Source organism: Allobosea sp. P2_B12 (assembly GCF_056404835.1).
Genome location: NZ_JBFUDG010000012.1, coordinates 65,852 through 80,119, shown reverse-complemented (window position 1 = coordinate 80,119; position 14,268 = coordinate 65,852). Strand labels below are relative to the sequence as shown.

Below are 14,268 nucleotides of genomic sequence, written 5' to 3'. Positions count from 1 at the left end.
GGCGGCGCCCCGGATACAAGAACGGTCGGTCGCACATGCCCATCATGCGGTGGGGACATCTACGCCGGAGGTGGCCGCGCCAGTCGGCTGCCTCCACTAGCAGGTCTTCAGCGAGCCTTGGCCGATGTCTGGTAGAGCCCGCTGAACCTCTCGCGCAGGGCGTTCTTCTGTACCTTGCCCATGGCGTTGCGCGGCAATTCGTCGATGAAGACGATGCGCTTGGGCAACTTGAACTTCGCAAGCCGGCCGTCGAGCGCGGCCATTATCGCGCGCTCGTCTACCGGCGCTTCCTTGGACCGGATGACGACCGCCGTCACCCCCTCGCCGAAATCGGCGTGCGGAAGGCCGATCACCGCCGACTCGGACACGCCCTGAATGGCGTCGATCTCGTCCTCGATCTCCTTCGGATAGACGTTGAACCCGCCCGTGATCACGAGGTCCTTGCCACGACCGACGATGTGGACATAGCCGCGCTCGTCGAGCTTGCCGAGGTCGCCGGTGATGAAGAAGCCGTCCGGGCGGAATTCCGCCGCGGTCTTCTCCGGCATGCGCCAATAGCCCTTGAACACGTTGGGCCCCTTGACCTCGATCATGCCGATCTCGCCGCGCGCCAGCTCCGCCCCCGTCTCCGGATCGGTGATGCGGACGGCCACGCCCGGCAGCGGCAACCCGACAGCACCCGGCACCCGGTCCCCATCATAGGGGTTTGAGGTGTTCATGTTGGTCTCGGTCATGCCGTAGCGCTCGAGGATGGCGTGGCCGGTGCGGGCGCTCCATTCGCGATGCGTCTCGGCCAGCAGCGGCGCCGAACCCGAGACGAACAGGCGCATGCCGGCGGTCGTCTCCGGCGTCAGCCCCGGATGCTGCAACAGGCGCACATAGAAGGTCGGCACACCCATCAGCGCTGTCGCCCGCGGCATCAGCGCCAGGATCTCGTCGGCATCGAATTTCGGCAGGAAGAGCATCGACGCGCCGGAGAACAGGGTCACGTTGCAGGCCACGAACAGGCCATGGGTATGGTAGATCGGCAGGGCGTGGATGAGCGTATCGCCCTCGGTGAAGCGCCAGACCTGCTTCAGGGTCAGCGCATTCGAGACGAGGTTGTCATGCGTCAGCATGGCGCCCTTGGAGCGGCCCGTCGTCCCCGAGGTGTAGAGGATAGCGGCCAGGTCATCGCCCGCCCTTTGCACCGTCGCGAAGGCTTCCGGGGCCTGATCGGCAGCCTCGCTCAGCGTGCCCTGCCCGCTTGCGTCCAGCGTCTCGACGCGGCCGCCGACCTTCGCGGCGATGGCGGCGATACCCTCGCGCCTGCCGGGATCGCAAACGACCAGTGAAGGCTCTGCGTCGCCGATGAAGTATTCCAGCTCGGCGAGCGTATAGGCCGTGTTGAGCGGCAGGTAGACGGCGCCCGCCCGCACCGCCGCGAGATAGAGCACCATGGCCGGAACCGACTTCTCGACCTGGACGGCGACGCGATCGCCCGGCTTGACCCCGCGGGCGACCAGCACATTGGCGAGACGGCCGGCCAGCGCGATGAGCCCGGCATAGCTGACGGTCTCGCCGGCAGGGGTCGTGATCGCTGTCCTGGCCGGGTCGGTGACCCCGCGCTCCAGCCGGTCAAACAGGTTCGCGTTCATGGCAAGGGCTCCAAAACGGGGATCGATGACGGATCGCATGAGGGTCTCGAGCGAGATGGCGGTCATGGCGCCGGCACCAGGTCGCGGGAGGGAAGATCGGCGCGCAGGGTTTTGCGGACAGAAGCGGAGGCCGCGACCTTGCCGTTTTCGGCGAACGCCTCGTGGTTCGCCTCGATCTCGTCGGGCGCGTAGAGATAATTCACCATTAGACCGTGCGACTGCTTCAGGCCCTTGGCCGAGAGATCGCCGAAGAGGTTCAGCCGCTCCAGGCGGGCACCGTTGCCGAGATGGAACCGCGCCACGGGATCGACCGGCCGGCCCTTCGCATCCTTCGCCTTCAGGAAGTAATAGGCGGCCGCCTGCAGAAGCGGTTCCCTGAGCCTCTCGAGCTTGGCCGGATCCTCGTGCCAGCCTGGCTCGTCGAGCGTCGCGAAGGCCTGCCGGGCCGTAGCATCAAGGCAGGCCGAGCCTTCAGCCCTTCGCTCGCGCGCCAGCCAGCTTGCGAAGCCGGGGACAGGCGACAGCGTGACGAAGGTCTTGAGATTGGGCAGCTCGCGCTTGAGGTTCTCCACCACCTGCTTGATCAGGAAGTTGCCGAAGGAGACGCCGCCCAGCCCCTTCTGGGTGTTCGAGATCGAGTAGAACACCGCGGTCGTGGTCTCGGCGGCCGGCGTCGGCTTGCGGGCAAGGTCGAGCAGCGGCCCGATCGCGCCGGGGATGCTTCGCGTCAGCGCCACTTCCACGAAGATGAGCGGCTCGTCGACGAGCTGCGGGTGGAAGAAGCCGTAGCAACGGCGGTCCTCGGGCTCGAGGCGGTTGCGCAGATCGTCCCAGTTCTGGATCGCATGCACGGCCTCGTAGCGGATGATCTTCTCGAGGATGTTGGCCGGCGTGGACCAGTCGATCGGGCGAAGCACCAGGAACCCCCGGTTGAACCAGGACGAGAAGAGATGGCTGAAATCGGCATCGACCCGCTTCAGTTCCGGATGGTCGGCCAGATGCCCGAGCAGCTCTTCGCGCATGCGCACCAGAGCCGTGGTGCCTCCGGGGGCGAGGTTGAGGCGCCGGAGCAGCTCCTGGCGGCGCGGCTCGGCTGCGGCATGCAGATCTTCCAGGCTATCGGGCGTATCGCCGCGGCGAGCCGTCTCCATCGCGATCTCGATGCGGCGCCGGTCCGGCCCGAAGCGGTCCGCCAGCGCCGTCAGGAACTCCAGCCTCCTCACCGGGTCGGCGGCGGCATAGCCGGCGGCTAGGGCTTGCGCCAGGACCACGCCGGACGCCTCGCCCCGGCGCGACAGCAGCAATTCGCCGAGCTCCGGAAGCGTGTCCTTGGGGACTGCGCCGCGAGGCTCCCTTTGCCGGAGCAGGGAGCGCCCCCGCTCCGTCAGCGTGTCGATGAGGTCGCTCAGGAAGGCCGGCGCGGCCTCCAGTCCGGGTACCGATCGAGAGAGCTTCACGGGTCATCTCCTTTGCTTCCGGCGAAAGGCAAGGCTCACAGGACGACGAACAGGAACCAGACGACGATCGGGGCGATCAGCGTGACGGCCGCGCCATAGGCCATCAGCTTGCGGAAGAAGGCCTCTCGATCGACGCCCTGGGCGTTGGCTAGGACAAGCGCGCCATTGGTGGAGAAGGGGCTGACGTCGACGATGGTGGAGGCCACCGCCATGGCGGCGACGAAGCCGACCGCGCTGACGCCCGTGCCCGATTGCAGGAACGGCACGGCGAGCGGGATGAGCGAGCCAAGCACCGCCGTCGACGAGGCGAAGGCCGAGACCACCGCGCCGATGAAGCAGAGCAGCAGGGCCGCGAGCATCGGCGAGGCGAGCGTGGCGACGCTGTCGCCGACGAAGGAGATGGTGCCCATCTTCTCGAGCACCACGACATAGGTGCTCACGCCGGTGATCAGCATGATCTCCGGCCAGGCGACCTGCCCCATGGCGCGCTTCTGCAGGTTCGGGGCGATCAGCGACAGGGCCAGCCCGATGCTGATCGCGACGAAGCCGATGTCGAGATTATAGGCCAAAGTGAGAACCGCGAGCAGGACGAGGCCCGCCAGGGTGAGGATGCGGTACCAGTGCGCGCCTCCTGCGGCTGAATCTTCGGACCCAGCGGTCAGCGCGGGGGCGGCCTCTTGCTTTGCGAGCAGCCGCTCCTCGGTAGCGGCCTCGAGCTCGGCGTCGCCATAGGCCTGGGCGTCGGCAGGCCGGGCGCTCGTGACGGAGCCCGGAACCGTGAGCGCGAGAGTCCCCGTACCCGCGGGTGCTGCCGCCCGATCCGGAGACAAGTCTGCTCTCGCGGAAAGGAGCCTCCGCCCCCCGAGCGCGAAGAAGAGCAGGACGGCGACGGCGAAATTGACGCCGAAGCTGGCCAGGAAGGTCGCGATCTCGTTGAGGGGCAGGCCGGCCTTGGCGACGATGCGGTTAGTGATGCCGCCATAGATGCTGATCGGCGAGAAGCCGCCGGCCTGAGCGCCATGGATCACCATCAGACCCATCAGCAGCGGGTTGATGGCGTATTTGAGCGCGAAGCCGAGCGCGATCGGCGCAATGATCGCAACCGCCCCGGGACTGACCGCGCCGACGGATGTGAGCAGGGCCGAAACTCCGAACATGATCCACGGGATGGCGGCGATGCGCCCCCGCACCGCCCGCATGGCCAGGCGAACCAGCCAGTCGATGGTTCCGTTGTTCTGGGCGATGGCGAACAGGAAGGTGATCCCGACCAGGGTCAGGAACAGGCCGCCGGGAAAGCCGGCGATGATCTGGTTTGCCGTCAGGTTGGCCGCGAGGGTGCCGACCAGAAAGGCGCCGACGAAAGCCAGGACGCCCATATTGATCGGCAGGATTGTGGCAACCACGAACATGACGGCAAGCGCGTAGATCGAGAGCATCTGCGGCGACATGGCGACCCCGTTGTTTCGTTTCCTCCCCGCGCGGTTGGCCAATGGTTTTAGCCCTTGGCGGGGGTTGCGCAGGATACCCCTCGTTGGATTTGCATTATGAAACGCATCAATTGGATGCAGAGTCAATGTTCTTGTATACGAGATTTGTTTTTTCGGATTACCGGCTGCCGTGCTAATGTGCGCGAAGCAGGAACACGGCCATGAGACGTGCACAGAATCTGAGGGACGTCCTCGAAGACGAAATCGTGACGGGCAGGCTGCGCCCGGGCGAGCGGCTCGACGAGCAGAGCCTCGCCACGCGCTTCGAGGTCTCGCGCACCCCGATCCGCGAAGCCTTCATGCAGCTGGCTTCCACGGGCCTGGTGGTTCTGCAGCCTCGCCGCGGCGCCTTCGTCGCCTCGTTGAGCTTCAAGGACGTGATCGAGCGCTTCGAGGTGATGGCCGCGCTGGAGGGCATGTGCGGAGCCCTGGCCGCCCGCCGGATCACCGACGCAAAGCAGCAAGAGCTCGAGATCGCCCATGAGGAATGCGTGCGAAATGCCGCCGAAGGCAGCCCCGACGCCTATTACTATGCGAATGAGCGCTTCCACCTCGCGATCTACGAGGCCTGCCAGAACGGCTTCCTCGCGGAACAAGCCCGCCAGCTGCACACTCGTCTCAAGCCCTATCGCCGCCTGCAGCTGCGCGCCCGCAGCCGGGTCGCGACCTCGCTCTCGGAACATCAGGCGATCGTCGATGCGATCCGCGCCGGCGACAGCGAGGCGGCGGAACGGCAGCTGCGGGACCATGTTCTAATCCAGGGCGAGCGCCTCGCCGACTTCATCGCCTCCTTCGATCGCGCTGCGTAGCCTTCATGTGAGTAAGCGCCGAAGAATGACCTCGCGAATGCTGCCTAACCAGCTAATTTCAAAGGTATTTTGTAAATTGAGGTAGGTTAAGGCTTCGGTGCTGAAACACATCAGCTGAAGGGCCTCCGACGGCTGTGCAATCCAGCCGTCATCATCGGCGAGTGTCGCACCGAGAACCTTCACCCCTGAGCCCGGAAGACCCCTTTAAGGATTCACGCACGTTCCAGCGCGATCGCAATGCCCTGGTCCCGTTTCCGTGATACTATCAGCCGCCGAAATTGTCCGGCGATATCGAACGAAGCTGAGCTCCATCTTGGGTGTTCCTCAGGCCTGCGCGGATGTCCAGTAAGCTAGACGTAGGATTTAAAGGGGGATGTTTGTAGGTCAGGGCGGGCGATCCTTCATCGCTCCCCTTCCGCTCCACGACGAGGAATGTCCGCCCCCGGTGAGGGCGACCTGTCGCGCCAACTTGGCGGTAGAATGGAGAACAGCTCGTTGACCTCGGCATAGTCCGCATAGCCGCAGCGGGCGACCGGGTTGGCCCCAGCAGTATCGAACCGGCCATTCTTCAGGTAGGCGGCGTCTATATAGATGCCGACAACCTGGCCGATGACCATGAAGGTCGGGATGAGAGCTCCTTCGAGGTCTCGCATTTGAAGGACAGAGATCAACTTGCATTCGAGAGCGGCGGGAGTTCCAGAGACACGGGGAGGGCGCACATATCGGGACGCCTCCATCTCAAGTTTGGCATGCGCATACTCGCTTTGTCCGCGGGGAAGTTCGGCGGACGTTTCATTCATCGCGTCGGCTAGCTGCTTGGAAACGAAGGAGCAGGTGAATTCACGCGTTTCCTCGATAAACGTCACCGCATCTTTCCTGCTTTCGGAGCAGAAGGAAACGATGTGTGGTCGTGTCGCGACGGCGTTGAAGAAGCTGTAAGGCGACAGATTGATAGCGCCACTCGTGCTCTGAGCCGTGATCCACCCAATCGGCCTTGGGGCCACAATAGCCTTGAGCGGGTCATGGGCCAGCGAGATGTTGGCGCTTTCATCAGTATAAATCATCGGCACATCCCGTGAGTTGAGAACCGGACAGGCGCCGCTTCTGGCCTATCGCTATGCGAAAGAAGGTACCAAGTCCTCGAGAGGCATGCGCCTCAATTTCGGCATGATAATGCAGCATTTTCTCATTCCGACGCTTGTGGCTTTGATGTCGAGGACAAGTGCTTCGAGCGACCTTCACCCAAAAAACACCCAGATAGTGACCAAAAATAGTGCAAATCGCCGAAAACCGACGCTGAGGCGACGTGCGTGCTTCTACCGACGCGTTTGAGGCATCGCCTCCGATTTCACCGCTTTCGCGAGACAAAATTGCAGAAGCGGCCTGCAATTCGAGTGCAAGGATCGCGGAAGGCGGCCTAAGCTTCTTGGTAATCGTGGACGGATCGGGATCAACCAATCCGCCAACCGGGGAAGTTAAAAGGTGGAGGTTAGACATGTCTCAACAACTCAATAGGCGTAATATTCTTCAAGGTGCCGGCGCAACCGCCCTTGCGGTTACTGGACTATTCAAGCCGGCGATTGCTAAGACCATTCGCGGAACCGGCGAGCTCGTCGTATTCGACGGGGGCGGCGTCTGGGGCGAGGCTCAGCGCAAAGCTTATTTCGAGCCGTTTGAGCGGGAGACCGGCATCAAGGTCATCCGGAATCCCCGTGTGGAAACGGGCGCTGTTCGGGCCAGCATCTTGGCCGGCGCGCCGCGCTATGATGTCGCTGTCGCCGCGGGTGGCGTCACGCCGGGCTTCGAGCGCGACGGACTCCTTCTACCCATCGACTACCAGTATTTCGAGAAAGAAGATCTTGAGGCGTTCACGCCCATCGCGACATCGAAATACACGTGCCCCCACATCGTCTACTCACTCATTAGCGTGTACAGCAAAGCGGCTTTTCCCAATGGGGCGCCTAAGACCTGGGCCGATGTTTGGGATGTGAAGCGCTTTCCGGGCAAGCGTACCCTCGCTGGTGGCACTTGGGGTCCCACCGCTGCGGCGTATGAGATCGCCCTGCTGGCGGACGGCGTGGATCCGGCAAAGCTCTACCCGATCGATTGGGATAGGGCCTTCAAGAGTCTCGAGCGGATCAAGCCAAGCATCCTGAAGTGGTGGACCAGCGGAGCTGAGACCTCACAGCTGCTTATCGACAAGCAGGCCGTGATCGGAAGCGCCTGGAATGGACGTGTTTTCGGCGCGATCGAGGAAGGCGCGAACCTGGGCGTCAGCTGGGATCAAGGCATTATCCAGTATGACAACTGGTACGTGTTGAAGGGCGCCAAGAATGCCGAGAACGCGATGAAGTTCCTCGGCTTTAGCGCTCGGGCTGATCGCCAAGCGGAATTTGCCAAGCACATTCTGTACTCCCCGCCCAACGCCAACGCATTCAAGCTGATCGATCCAGCTCGCGCGGCACTGCTCCCGACCAACGAAAAAGTGCGCGGCCTTCAGATCGTGCAAAACTACGACTTCTGGTCTCAGCAGACGAAGGGCCAGGACAACGAGCGGTACGCTGTCTCCCAGTGGGAAGCCTGGATCTCTGGCGTTCGCTGATCTTAGGGTCTCTCGAGCCGCCTGCACCAAGTGCTGCAGGCGGTTCGTGAGTCCGGCCTGGCCTTCAGCACGGCTACGGGATGACGCAACGCGCGCCTCGTAGCTCTTCTCCAAAGCAACATTGGCGGGTTGTACTGGTGACAAAATCGAGAAAAGCGGCTTACGTGGCCCCACTTCTATTGTTGGGGCCAGTGTTGCTATTTGTTGCTGCGTTCTATCTCGTCCCCCTTCTCCAGCTTTTTGGCGGAAGCTTTAGGGTCGGAAGCGAATGGACCTTGGAAGGCTACCGGCAAACCCTGTCGCAGGCGGCATTTGTACGGATCTTCTTCAGGACACTGACTCTTTCGATCATCGTCACATTCATATGTTTGTTGATCGGGTACCCGCTTGCGTACCAACTTTCGAAAGTTAAAGGCAGGGCGGCTGCCATTCTACTTCTGCTTGTTTCGTTGCCGTACATGACAAGCGTCCTGATCAGGACCTATGCATGGGTCATCATTTTGGCGCCCAATGGCGTGGTGAACAAGACTCTTCTGGGTGCGGGGCTCATCCAGGATCCGCTTGATCTGGTGTTCAATACGTTCGGCGTTTATGTCGGCATGGTCCAGATCCAGTTGCCGCTCATGGTTTTTCCGCTTTACGCGGCCATGATGCGTGTCGATCGATCGTTGATCGACGCGGCCGCCAATCTCGGCAGCAATCCCGTCAGCGCGTTCCTTCACGCATTCGCGCCTCTGACCGCCCCCGGCATCGTCAGCGGCTGCACACTCGTTTTTCTGTCCTGCCTCGGCTTCTACGTTACGCCGGCTCTACTCGGCGGGGCAGGGGACTACATGCTCGCGCAAGGCATCACAGTCCGAGTAACGGCGCTCGCTGACTTCGTTGGTGCGACCACGCAATCAGTCATTCTGTTGAGCATTGTAATAGCGATGCTGTTTATTTTTCGCTCGACGCTGGCCCCGGATACGGGAGAGGACAGGAGTACAAAAAAGCTGGCCGCGAAAAACGGGACGGGCCTCACACGTTATCCGGATGCGCTCGAAAGCTTACGTTGCCGAATTCATCCGTTCGCACGGTCGCTGTCGGACGCGCTCGCTGTCATTCGGACTCCCTTGCTGTGGACTACGACGGTCCTGGCGTTCATCTTTCTGCTTGTGCCTCTGCTGGTCATCTTTCCGCTCGCCTTCAGTTCGGCGTCCTACCTCACGTTCCCGCCTCCCGGCTATTCCCTGCGTTGGTTCAACACCTTCATTTCCAACGACATATGGCTTCGGGCCGCCTGGTTTAGTATCCAAACGTGCCTGCTGGCCTCCCTTTTCGCGGTGGCTTTGAGCGTTCCCGCAGCGTACGCGATCGTCCGTCAGCGGGCGCCAGCTCGTATCGCGATTTACATATTGCTGATCTCACCGATCGTTCTGCCGCACGTCGTGCTTGCGTTGGGTCTGTACTTCTTCCTCGGAAAGATAGGGCTTCTCGGGACTAAAGCGGGTTTCGTGATTGCGTACACCGTCGTCGGGATCCCGTATGCGCTGATCGCGATCGTCGGTGGCTTGCGCCAGCTCGACGCCTCGCTTGAACGTGCGGCCCAAAGCCTCGGTGCGACTCCGATAACGGCCTTCAGGACGGTCACGCTTCCATTGCTCCTCCCGTCGTTGCTGAGTGCGATCTTCTTCTCATTCATCATGGCATTCGACGATGTCATCTTGGGCTTGTTTCTAGGCGGTCCAAGCAGCGTACCATTGTCTGTCCGGATGTGGGAAGACATCAAGCAAGAAATCAGCCCCCAAGTTTCCGTTGTCGCAGTGATTTTCTTTGCCGCACTGGCAGCCGCTTATCTGGTCCATCAACTCCTATCACTGCGAACGCCAGCCGTTGGCCATATTTCGAAGGACGACTGATCATGCAACACATCGATCTCGAATTTTCCAAGGAAGAGTTCGCGCAGCGTTTGTCCGCCGTGCGCGGGATCATGGCCGAGTTGGCTCTCCAGGCTCTCGTTCTGGACGAATTGGAATCCATGCAGTGGGTGTCCGGCTTCGGCATTTCACAGACGATGTGGCGGTGCGCGGTCGTCCCGCGGGAGGGTGAGCCCTTCCTCATCGTGCGGAGTCTTGACCTCGTGCCCGCGATCGAACGGTCGCCATTCTCCGAGATCGTTGGCTTCAAGGACTGGGACGATCCCGTCTCGGTGCTTGCTGAGGAACTCCGCAAGCGCGGGCTCGACAAGGTGGATATCGGCGTCGAATTCGACTCGTCGTCGATGTCTGTCCGGCGGCTCGCGGATCTGAAGCGCGAGCTTCCTGACGCTCAATTCAAGGACATTGGCATTCGCATTTGGGAGCTGAGAGCCGTTAAGTCGCCGGCGGAGATCGAGTATCTTCGTCGCGCAGCGCAAATCTGCGATGAGGCGGTGCTACGAGGCGTTGCAGCCATCAAGGTTGGAGGGCGTCAGCGCGACGTCGTGAAGGCTGCCGCGATCACGTATCTCGAGATGGGCGCCGATCCGGGCCGCGTGGGACCGATCACGACTGGGATCGGTTGGGGCGCGCTACACGGGAATGAGCATACTCATCCCATCGAGAAAGGAAGCATCGTCCATATCGAGCTGACCCCCCGGGTTTGCTGCTATAGCTCTCGGATCATGCGGTCGGTCGTCGTAGGCGAGCCGACCAAGGAGCAACTCGATGTCATGGATCAGTTGATCAAAATCCAGGATCGACAGTTTGCGGCAATGGTACCCGGAGCTGTGGCTGGGGATATCGACGCCCTGGCACGCGAGCCGATCCTCGCCGCCGGTCTTCGTCCGAGTTACGACAACATCACCGGCTACACTCTGGGTTGCTATCCCTCGTCCACGCAGAAGGGCAGCGAGTTCGTTCATAAGTTCACGCCGGCTGAGACGTGGACGCTCAAGGAGGGGATGGTCCTCCACATGTACCTCTCTGCCGAAGGCTTGGCCATTAGCGAGGCTGTCGTGGTCCGAACGAACGGGATCGAGCGCCTGACCCAATGTGAGAGAAAACTATTTAGCGTCGCCGCGTAAGTAAAGAACAGTGATGCTCGCAAAAGGGTTGTGATCGTGAAGTCTCCATCAGCGGATTTGACCATTCAAGGCGCTTCGGTGTCTGTATCGAACCTCACCATGCGCTATGGCTCCATGGTGGCGCTCGATAACGTGACGCTCGATGTCGCCGAAGGTGAGTTCCTCGCGCTGTTGGGGCCGAGTGGATCGGGAAAGTCCACGATCCTCATGAACATCGCTGGCTTCAATATTCCTTCCGCCGGTGAAATTCGCATCGGCTCGGAGGTGGTGACCAACAAGCCGCCGCATAAGCGCGGAATTGGAATGGTTTTTCAGCGCTATGCACTGTTCCCACACCTCACCGTGGCGGAGAACATTGCCTATCCGCTGCGGCGTCGTGGGTGGAAGCAAAAACTCATCGCCGATGAGGTCGAGAGGGTTCTGGAACTCGTAGATCTCGGCGCTTATGGAGCACGGTACCCAGCTCAACTTTCCGGCGGCCAGCAGCAGCGCATTGCGGTGGCACGCGCGATCGTATTCAAGCCATCGGTTCTGCTAATGGATGAACCGCTCGGCGCTCTAGATAGGAAGCTCAGACAGCAGCTCCAGCTCGAAATTAAGCGACTTCATCGAACCATCGGCTGCACGATCATCTTTGTCACTCATGATCAAGAAGAAGCGCTCTCGATGGCTGACCGCGTCGCTGTCATGCGGGGAGGCAGAATCGAGCAGATCGGTGACCCAACATCCCTGTACGAGCGGCCGGCTACTGATTTTGTGGCCGACTTCATCGGGGAGACTAATTTTATCGACGTCAATGCCAAGGATATCGCCGATGGAAGTGCGACCGTAACCTTCCCTGGCTTTGAACAAGGTCAATCCGTTCCGATTGGTCAATCTACGGTCCACGGCGGAAGAGGCAGGCTGGGCATCCGACCGGAGCACTTTTCGATTTCAAACACGGGGCAGGGGCTCAAGGCCAATTTGCTTGAGAAGGCGTATGCCGGAGAGACCACGACTCTGCTCGTCGGGACTGAACTCGGTGAACTAAAGGTGCGGTTGCCGAGCAACGAGTTGTGCTCGGGGATCGAACACGGTTCGGAGATCCATCTGGTGCCGGACATGAAAAAATCCCGCTATTTCGTAGCCTAGCTAAGGTGCAGCGAGAGCCTCTTATCGACGCGTTAAGACCGTGAATATCTCAGAATAAAAGATTAATTTAGATCGCGACCGTCAAGCCAACCTTCACACGATCCATCGCTACAAACGTTTTGAATTTTTTCACGTTCGTGTTGTTAAAGAACAGTTGTCTCGTTAGATCCTCGTAGGCTGACATTGTCGATATGACAATTACGAGGATAAATTCGACATCTCCGGTGACATAGTAACACTGTTGCACAAATGGACACTCGATGAATATCCGTTTCGCTTCGTCAATATGGCGTATCGTTTCGCTATCGAGCTCGACTTCCACGAACAACGTGATCGGTTTCCCCACGGCCGTTGGCTCGATAACGGCAATATTTCTGGAAATCACTCCGCCCTCTTCCATGCGCTTAATGCGTCGCTGGACGGCGGCGGCGGAGAGGTTGACGCGCTCGCCGATCGTTCGCTGGGGCGTTTGATTGTCCTGCTGGAGAATTTCGAGGATCGCGCGATCGAAGCTGTCGAGATTCGGATTCATGGTCCACGCGTTACAAATGTGCATCCAAGGCCTCCAAACAGAGCGCCTTTCTCTAGCGGATTGCAATAACGTTTAGTCGATATCCGACCGATTGCCCCATCCAGAATTTGAGAGGGTTTCGTGAGCAACGATAGCAAGCTCGATTATTTGGAACTTGAGCGCGAGATGACGACTTGGCGGCGCGACCTGCACGCCAATCCGGAGTTTGGCTTCGAGGAGCATCGCACCGCCGCCTTCGTTGCTTCGAAGCTGCGCGAATTTGGTCTGGACGAGGTTGCCGAGGGCGTAGGCGGCACCGGAGTCGTCGGTACCCTCAAGCGAGGCACAGGAAATCGTGCTGTTGCGCTTCGTGCGGATATGGATGCGCTTCGCATCCTCGAGGATACGGACCTTTCCTATCAGTCGAAAAAGCCGGGTCTGATGCATGCATGCGGGCATGATGGGCATACGACAATGTTGCTCGGAGCCGCGAAATTGCTCGCAGCGGAAGGGGGCTTCGACGGGACGGTCCGGTTTGTTTTTCAGCCTGCGGAGGAATGGGGTAAGGGTGCGCTCGCAATGCTCGCCGATGGGCTGATGGAGCGCTTCCCATTCGATGAAATCTATGGACTGCACAATGCCGCGGGGATGCCGGTGGGGCAGCTACAGGCGGGCATTGGCGCGGTTACTTCCGCAGAGGACAATTTCGAGATCACGTTGAAGGGCGTCGGCGGACACTCGTCGAGACCTCAGTCGGGGCGCGAAGTGATGGTGGCGTTGGGGAGCCTCATCTGCAGCCTGCAGACGATCGTCTCGCGGAGGCTTCGCCCTAACGAAACGGCAGTCGTCTCCGTAACCGAAGTCATAACCGATGGCACTCGGAATGTGCTGCCTGGCCAGGCGCGAATTTTGGGGGATGTTCGCAGTTTTGTGCCGGAAGTGAGCCTTGAGATTGAAAAGCACATGCTCGAGATCGCGAAGGGCACGGCTCAAACATACGGCCTTTCGGCCGAGCTCTCCTATCTGCGCGAGTTCGTGCCTGTCGTAAACGACGCCGCGCTCGTCGAGGAAATGCTGGCCGCTGCCGGGAGCGTGCTTGGAACCGACAAAGTCAAACTCTCTACGGTGCCGGGAACGGGCTCTGAAGATTTTGCCCGTTTCCTGGCGCATGTTCCGGGAGTGTTCGCACGTATTGGGAATGGTGACAGCGCTTCTGCGCACAACCCCAAGTTCGACTTTGACGACGGGGGCCTCCTGCACGGTGCCAACGTTCATGCTGCGATCGCTCGGAGGCGTCTGGCCACTCAGTCATGAGTAGCCGGGAACGTGCCGCGCCACGTCGGTTTCGGTATTTCACCGGGCCGCTGACGGGCCTACTCACGGCGAGAAAACTGGTCCGCAAGTTGGCGCGAAGGCGCTCCAACCTGCGTTGGCGCCCCTTTCTGATGTCTGCTCCGCGCTGGTAGGCTTTCATCCCGGTAGGCTCGCCCGTGGGTTTGGGAATGAAGCGATCGGGCAGAGCGTGATCGAGCCGAGGGCAGCATCAGTATACGCAATGATACATGCAAAAATGCCAATTGCCTGCGTTCGG

General features: G+C 60.7%; 12 protein-coding genes. 6 read left to right on the top strand and 6 right to left on the bottom strand.

Annotated elements, in window-relative coordinates; genetic code table 11:
- Positions 1–107 precede the first annotated feature (107 nt).
- The 3 genes from AC1DYU_RS22360 to AC1DYU_RS22350 form a co-directional block, all read right to left on the bottom strand.
- Positions 108–1,637: a malonate--CoA ligase gene (locus AC1DYU_RS22360; protein ID WP_476793553.1), complete on the bottom strand. Its 1,530-nt coding sequence runs from the start codon at positions 1,635–1,637 to the stop codon at positions 108–110.
- A 62-nt stretch (positions 1,638–1,699) separates the two neighbouring features.
- On the bottom strand, positions 1,700–3,094 hold the full coding sequence (locus AC1DYU_RS22355) for a malonyl-CoA decarboxylase (protein WP_476793552.1): 1,395 nt from the start codon (positions 3,092–3,094) through the stop codon (positions 1,700–1,702).
- Positions 3,095–3,129: 35 nt separating this feature from the next.
- On the bottom strand, positions 3,130–4,542 hold the full coding sequence (locus AC1DYU_RS22350; RefSeq protein ID WP_476793551.1) for an SLC13 family permease: 1,413 nt from the start codon (positions 4,540–4,542) through the stop codon (positions 3,130–3,132).
- A gap of 200 nt (positions 4,543–4,742) precedes the next feature.
- On the opposite strand from AC1DYU_RS22350, the gene AC1DYU_RS22345 reads away from it, so the two are divergent.
- The gene (locus tag AC1DYU_RS22345) at positions 4,743–5,390 is read left to right on the top strand and encodes a GntR family transcriptional regulator (protein ID WP_476793550.1); all 648 of its coding nucleotides are present in this window, start codon (positions 4,743–4,745) and stop codon (positions 5,388–5,390) included.
- 401 nt (positions 5,391–5,791) lie between these two features.
- Here the strand turns inward: AC1DYU_RS22345 and AC1DYU_RS22340 are convergent, their stop codons facing one another.
- Positions 5,792–6,454 carry a flavin reductase family protein gene (locus AC1DYU_RS22340; protein WP_476793549.1) on the bottom strand — a complete coding sequence of 221 codons (663 nt, stop codon included), beginning with the start codon at positions 6,452–6,454 and terminating at the stop codon, positions 5,792–5,794.
- The gene (locus tag AC1DYU_RS22335; RefSeq protein ID WP_476793548.1) at positions 6,441–6,887 is read right to left on the bottom strand and encodes a hypothetical protein; all 447 of its coding nucleotides are present in this window, start codon (positions 6,885–6,887) and stop codon (positions 6,441–6,443) included. Before AC1DYU_RS22335 ends, AC1DYU_RS22340 begins: the two co-directional genes overlap by 14 nt.
- On the opposite strand from AC1DYU_RS22335, the gene AC1DYU_RS22330 reads away from it, so the two are divergent.
- The 4 genes from AC1DYU_RS22330 to AC1DYU_RS22315 all read left to right on the top strand — a co-directional run bounded on the left by AC1DYU_RS22330 (position 6,886) and on the right by AC1DYU_RS22315 (position 12,166).
- Positions 6,886–7,992, top strand: a complete 1,107-nt coding sequence (locus tag AC1DYU_RS22330) for an ABC transporter substrate-binding protein (protein WP_476793547.1) — start codon at positions 6,886–6,888, stop codon at positions 7,990–7,992. The genes AC1DYU_RS22335 and AC1DYU_RS22330 overlap by 2 nt on opposite strands.
- Before the next feature lie 137 nt (positions 7,993–8,129).
- A complete protein-coding gene (locus tag AC1DYU_RS22325) occupies positions 8,130–9,890 on the top strand; it encodes an ABC transporter permease subunit (protein WP_476793546.1) in 1,761 nt (586 codons plus the stop codon).
- Positions 9,891–9,892: 2 nt separating this feature from the next.
- Entirely contained in the window at positions 9,893–11,035 is a 1,143-nt protein-coding gene (locus AC1DYU_RS22320) for a M24 family metallopeptidase (RefSeq protein WP_476793545.1), read from the top strand.
- A gap of 99 nt (positions 11,036–11,134) precedes the next feature.
- A complete protein-coding gene (locus AC1DYU_RS22315) occupies positions 11,135–12,166 on the top strand; it encodes an ABC transporter ATP-binding protein (RefSeq protein WP_476793544.1) in 1,032 nt (343 codons plus the stop codon).
- A gap of 67 nt (positions 12,167–12,233) precedes the next feature.
- On the opposite strand, the gene AC1DYU_RS22310 is transcribed toward AC1DYU_RS22315, so the two are convergent.
- Complete coding sequence (locus AC1DYU_RS22310) at positions 12,234–12,698, bottom strand: Lrp/AsnC family transcriptional regulator (RefSeq protein WP_476793543.1); 465 nt, start codon at positions 12,696–12,698, stop codon at positions 12,234–12,236.
- Between the two features lie 165 nt (positions 12,699–12,863).
- On the opposite strand from AC1DYU_RS22310, the gene AC1DYU_RS22305 reads away from it, so the two are divergent.
- Positions 12,864–13,991, top strand: coding sequence for an amidohydrolase (locus AC1DYU_RS22305; RefSeq protein WP_476793613.1), 1,128 nt, complete (start codon positions 12,864–12,866; stop codon positions 13,989–13,991).
- Positions 13,992–14,268 lie beyond the last annotated feature (277 nt).

Excerpts from the sequence above, each read along its gene's own strand:
- AC1DYU_RS22335 (WP_476793548.1), bottom strand. The coding sequence starts at position 6,887 with ATGTCTAACCTCCACCTTTTAACTTCCCCGGTTGGCGGATTGGTTGAT.
- AC1DYU_RS22350 (WP_476793551.1), bottom strand. The coding sequence starts at position 4,542 with ATGTCGCCGCAGATGCTCTCGATCTACGCGCTTGCCGTCATGTTCGTG.
- AC1DYU_RS22305 (WP_476793613.1), top strand. The coding sequence starts at position 12,864 with ATGACGACTTGGCGGCGCGACCTGCACGCCAATCCGGAGTTTGGCTTC.
- AC1DYU_RS22315 (WP_476793544.1), top strand. The coding sequence starts at position 11,135 with ATGCGCTATGGCTCCATGGTGGCGCTCGATAACGTGACGCTCGATGTC.
- AC1DYU_RS22330 (WP_476793547.1), top strand. The coding sequence starts at position 6,886 with ATGTCTCAACAACTCAATAGGCGTAATATTCTTCAAGGTGCCGGCGCA.
- AC1DYU_RS22345 (WP_476793550.1), top strand. The coding sequence starts at position 4,743 with ATGAGACGTGCACAGAATCTGAGGGACGTCCTCGAAGACGAAATCGTG.
- AC1DYU_RS22320 (WP_476793545.1), top strand. The coding sequence starts at position 9,893 with ATGCAACACATCGATCTCGAATTTTCCAAGGAAGAGTTCGCGCAGCGT.
- AC1DYU_RS22310 (WP_476793543.1), bottom strand. The coding sequence starts at position 12,698 with ATGAATCCGAATCTCGACAGCTTCGATCGCGCGATCCTCGAAATTCTC.
- AC1DYU_RS22360 (WP_476793553.1), bottom strand. The coding sequence starts at position 1,637 with ATGAACGCGAACCTGTTTGACCGGCTGGAGCGCGGGGTCACCGACCCG.
- AC1DYU_RS22340 (WP_476793549.1), bottom strand. The coding sequence starts at position 6,454 with ATGATTTATACTGATGAAAGCGCCAACATCTCGCTGGCCCATGACCCG.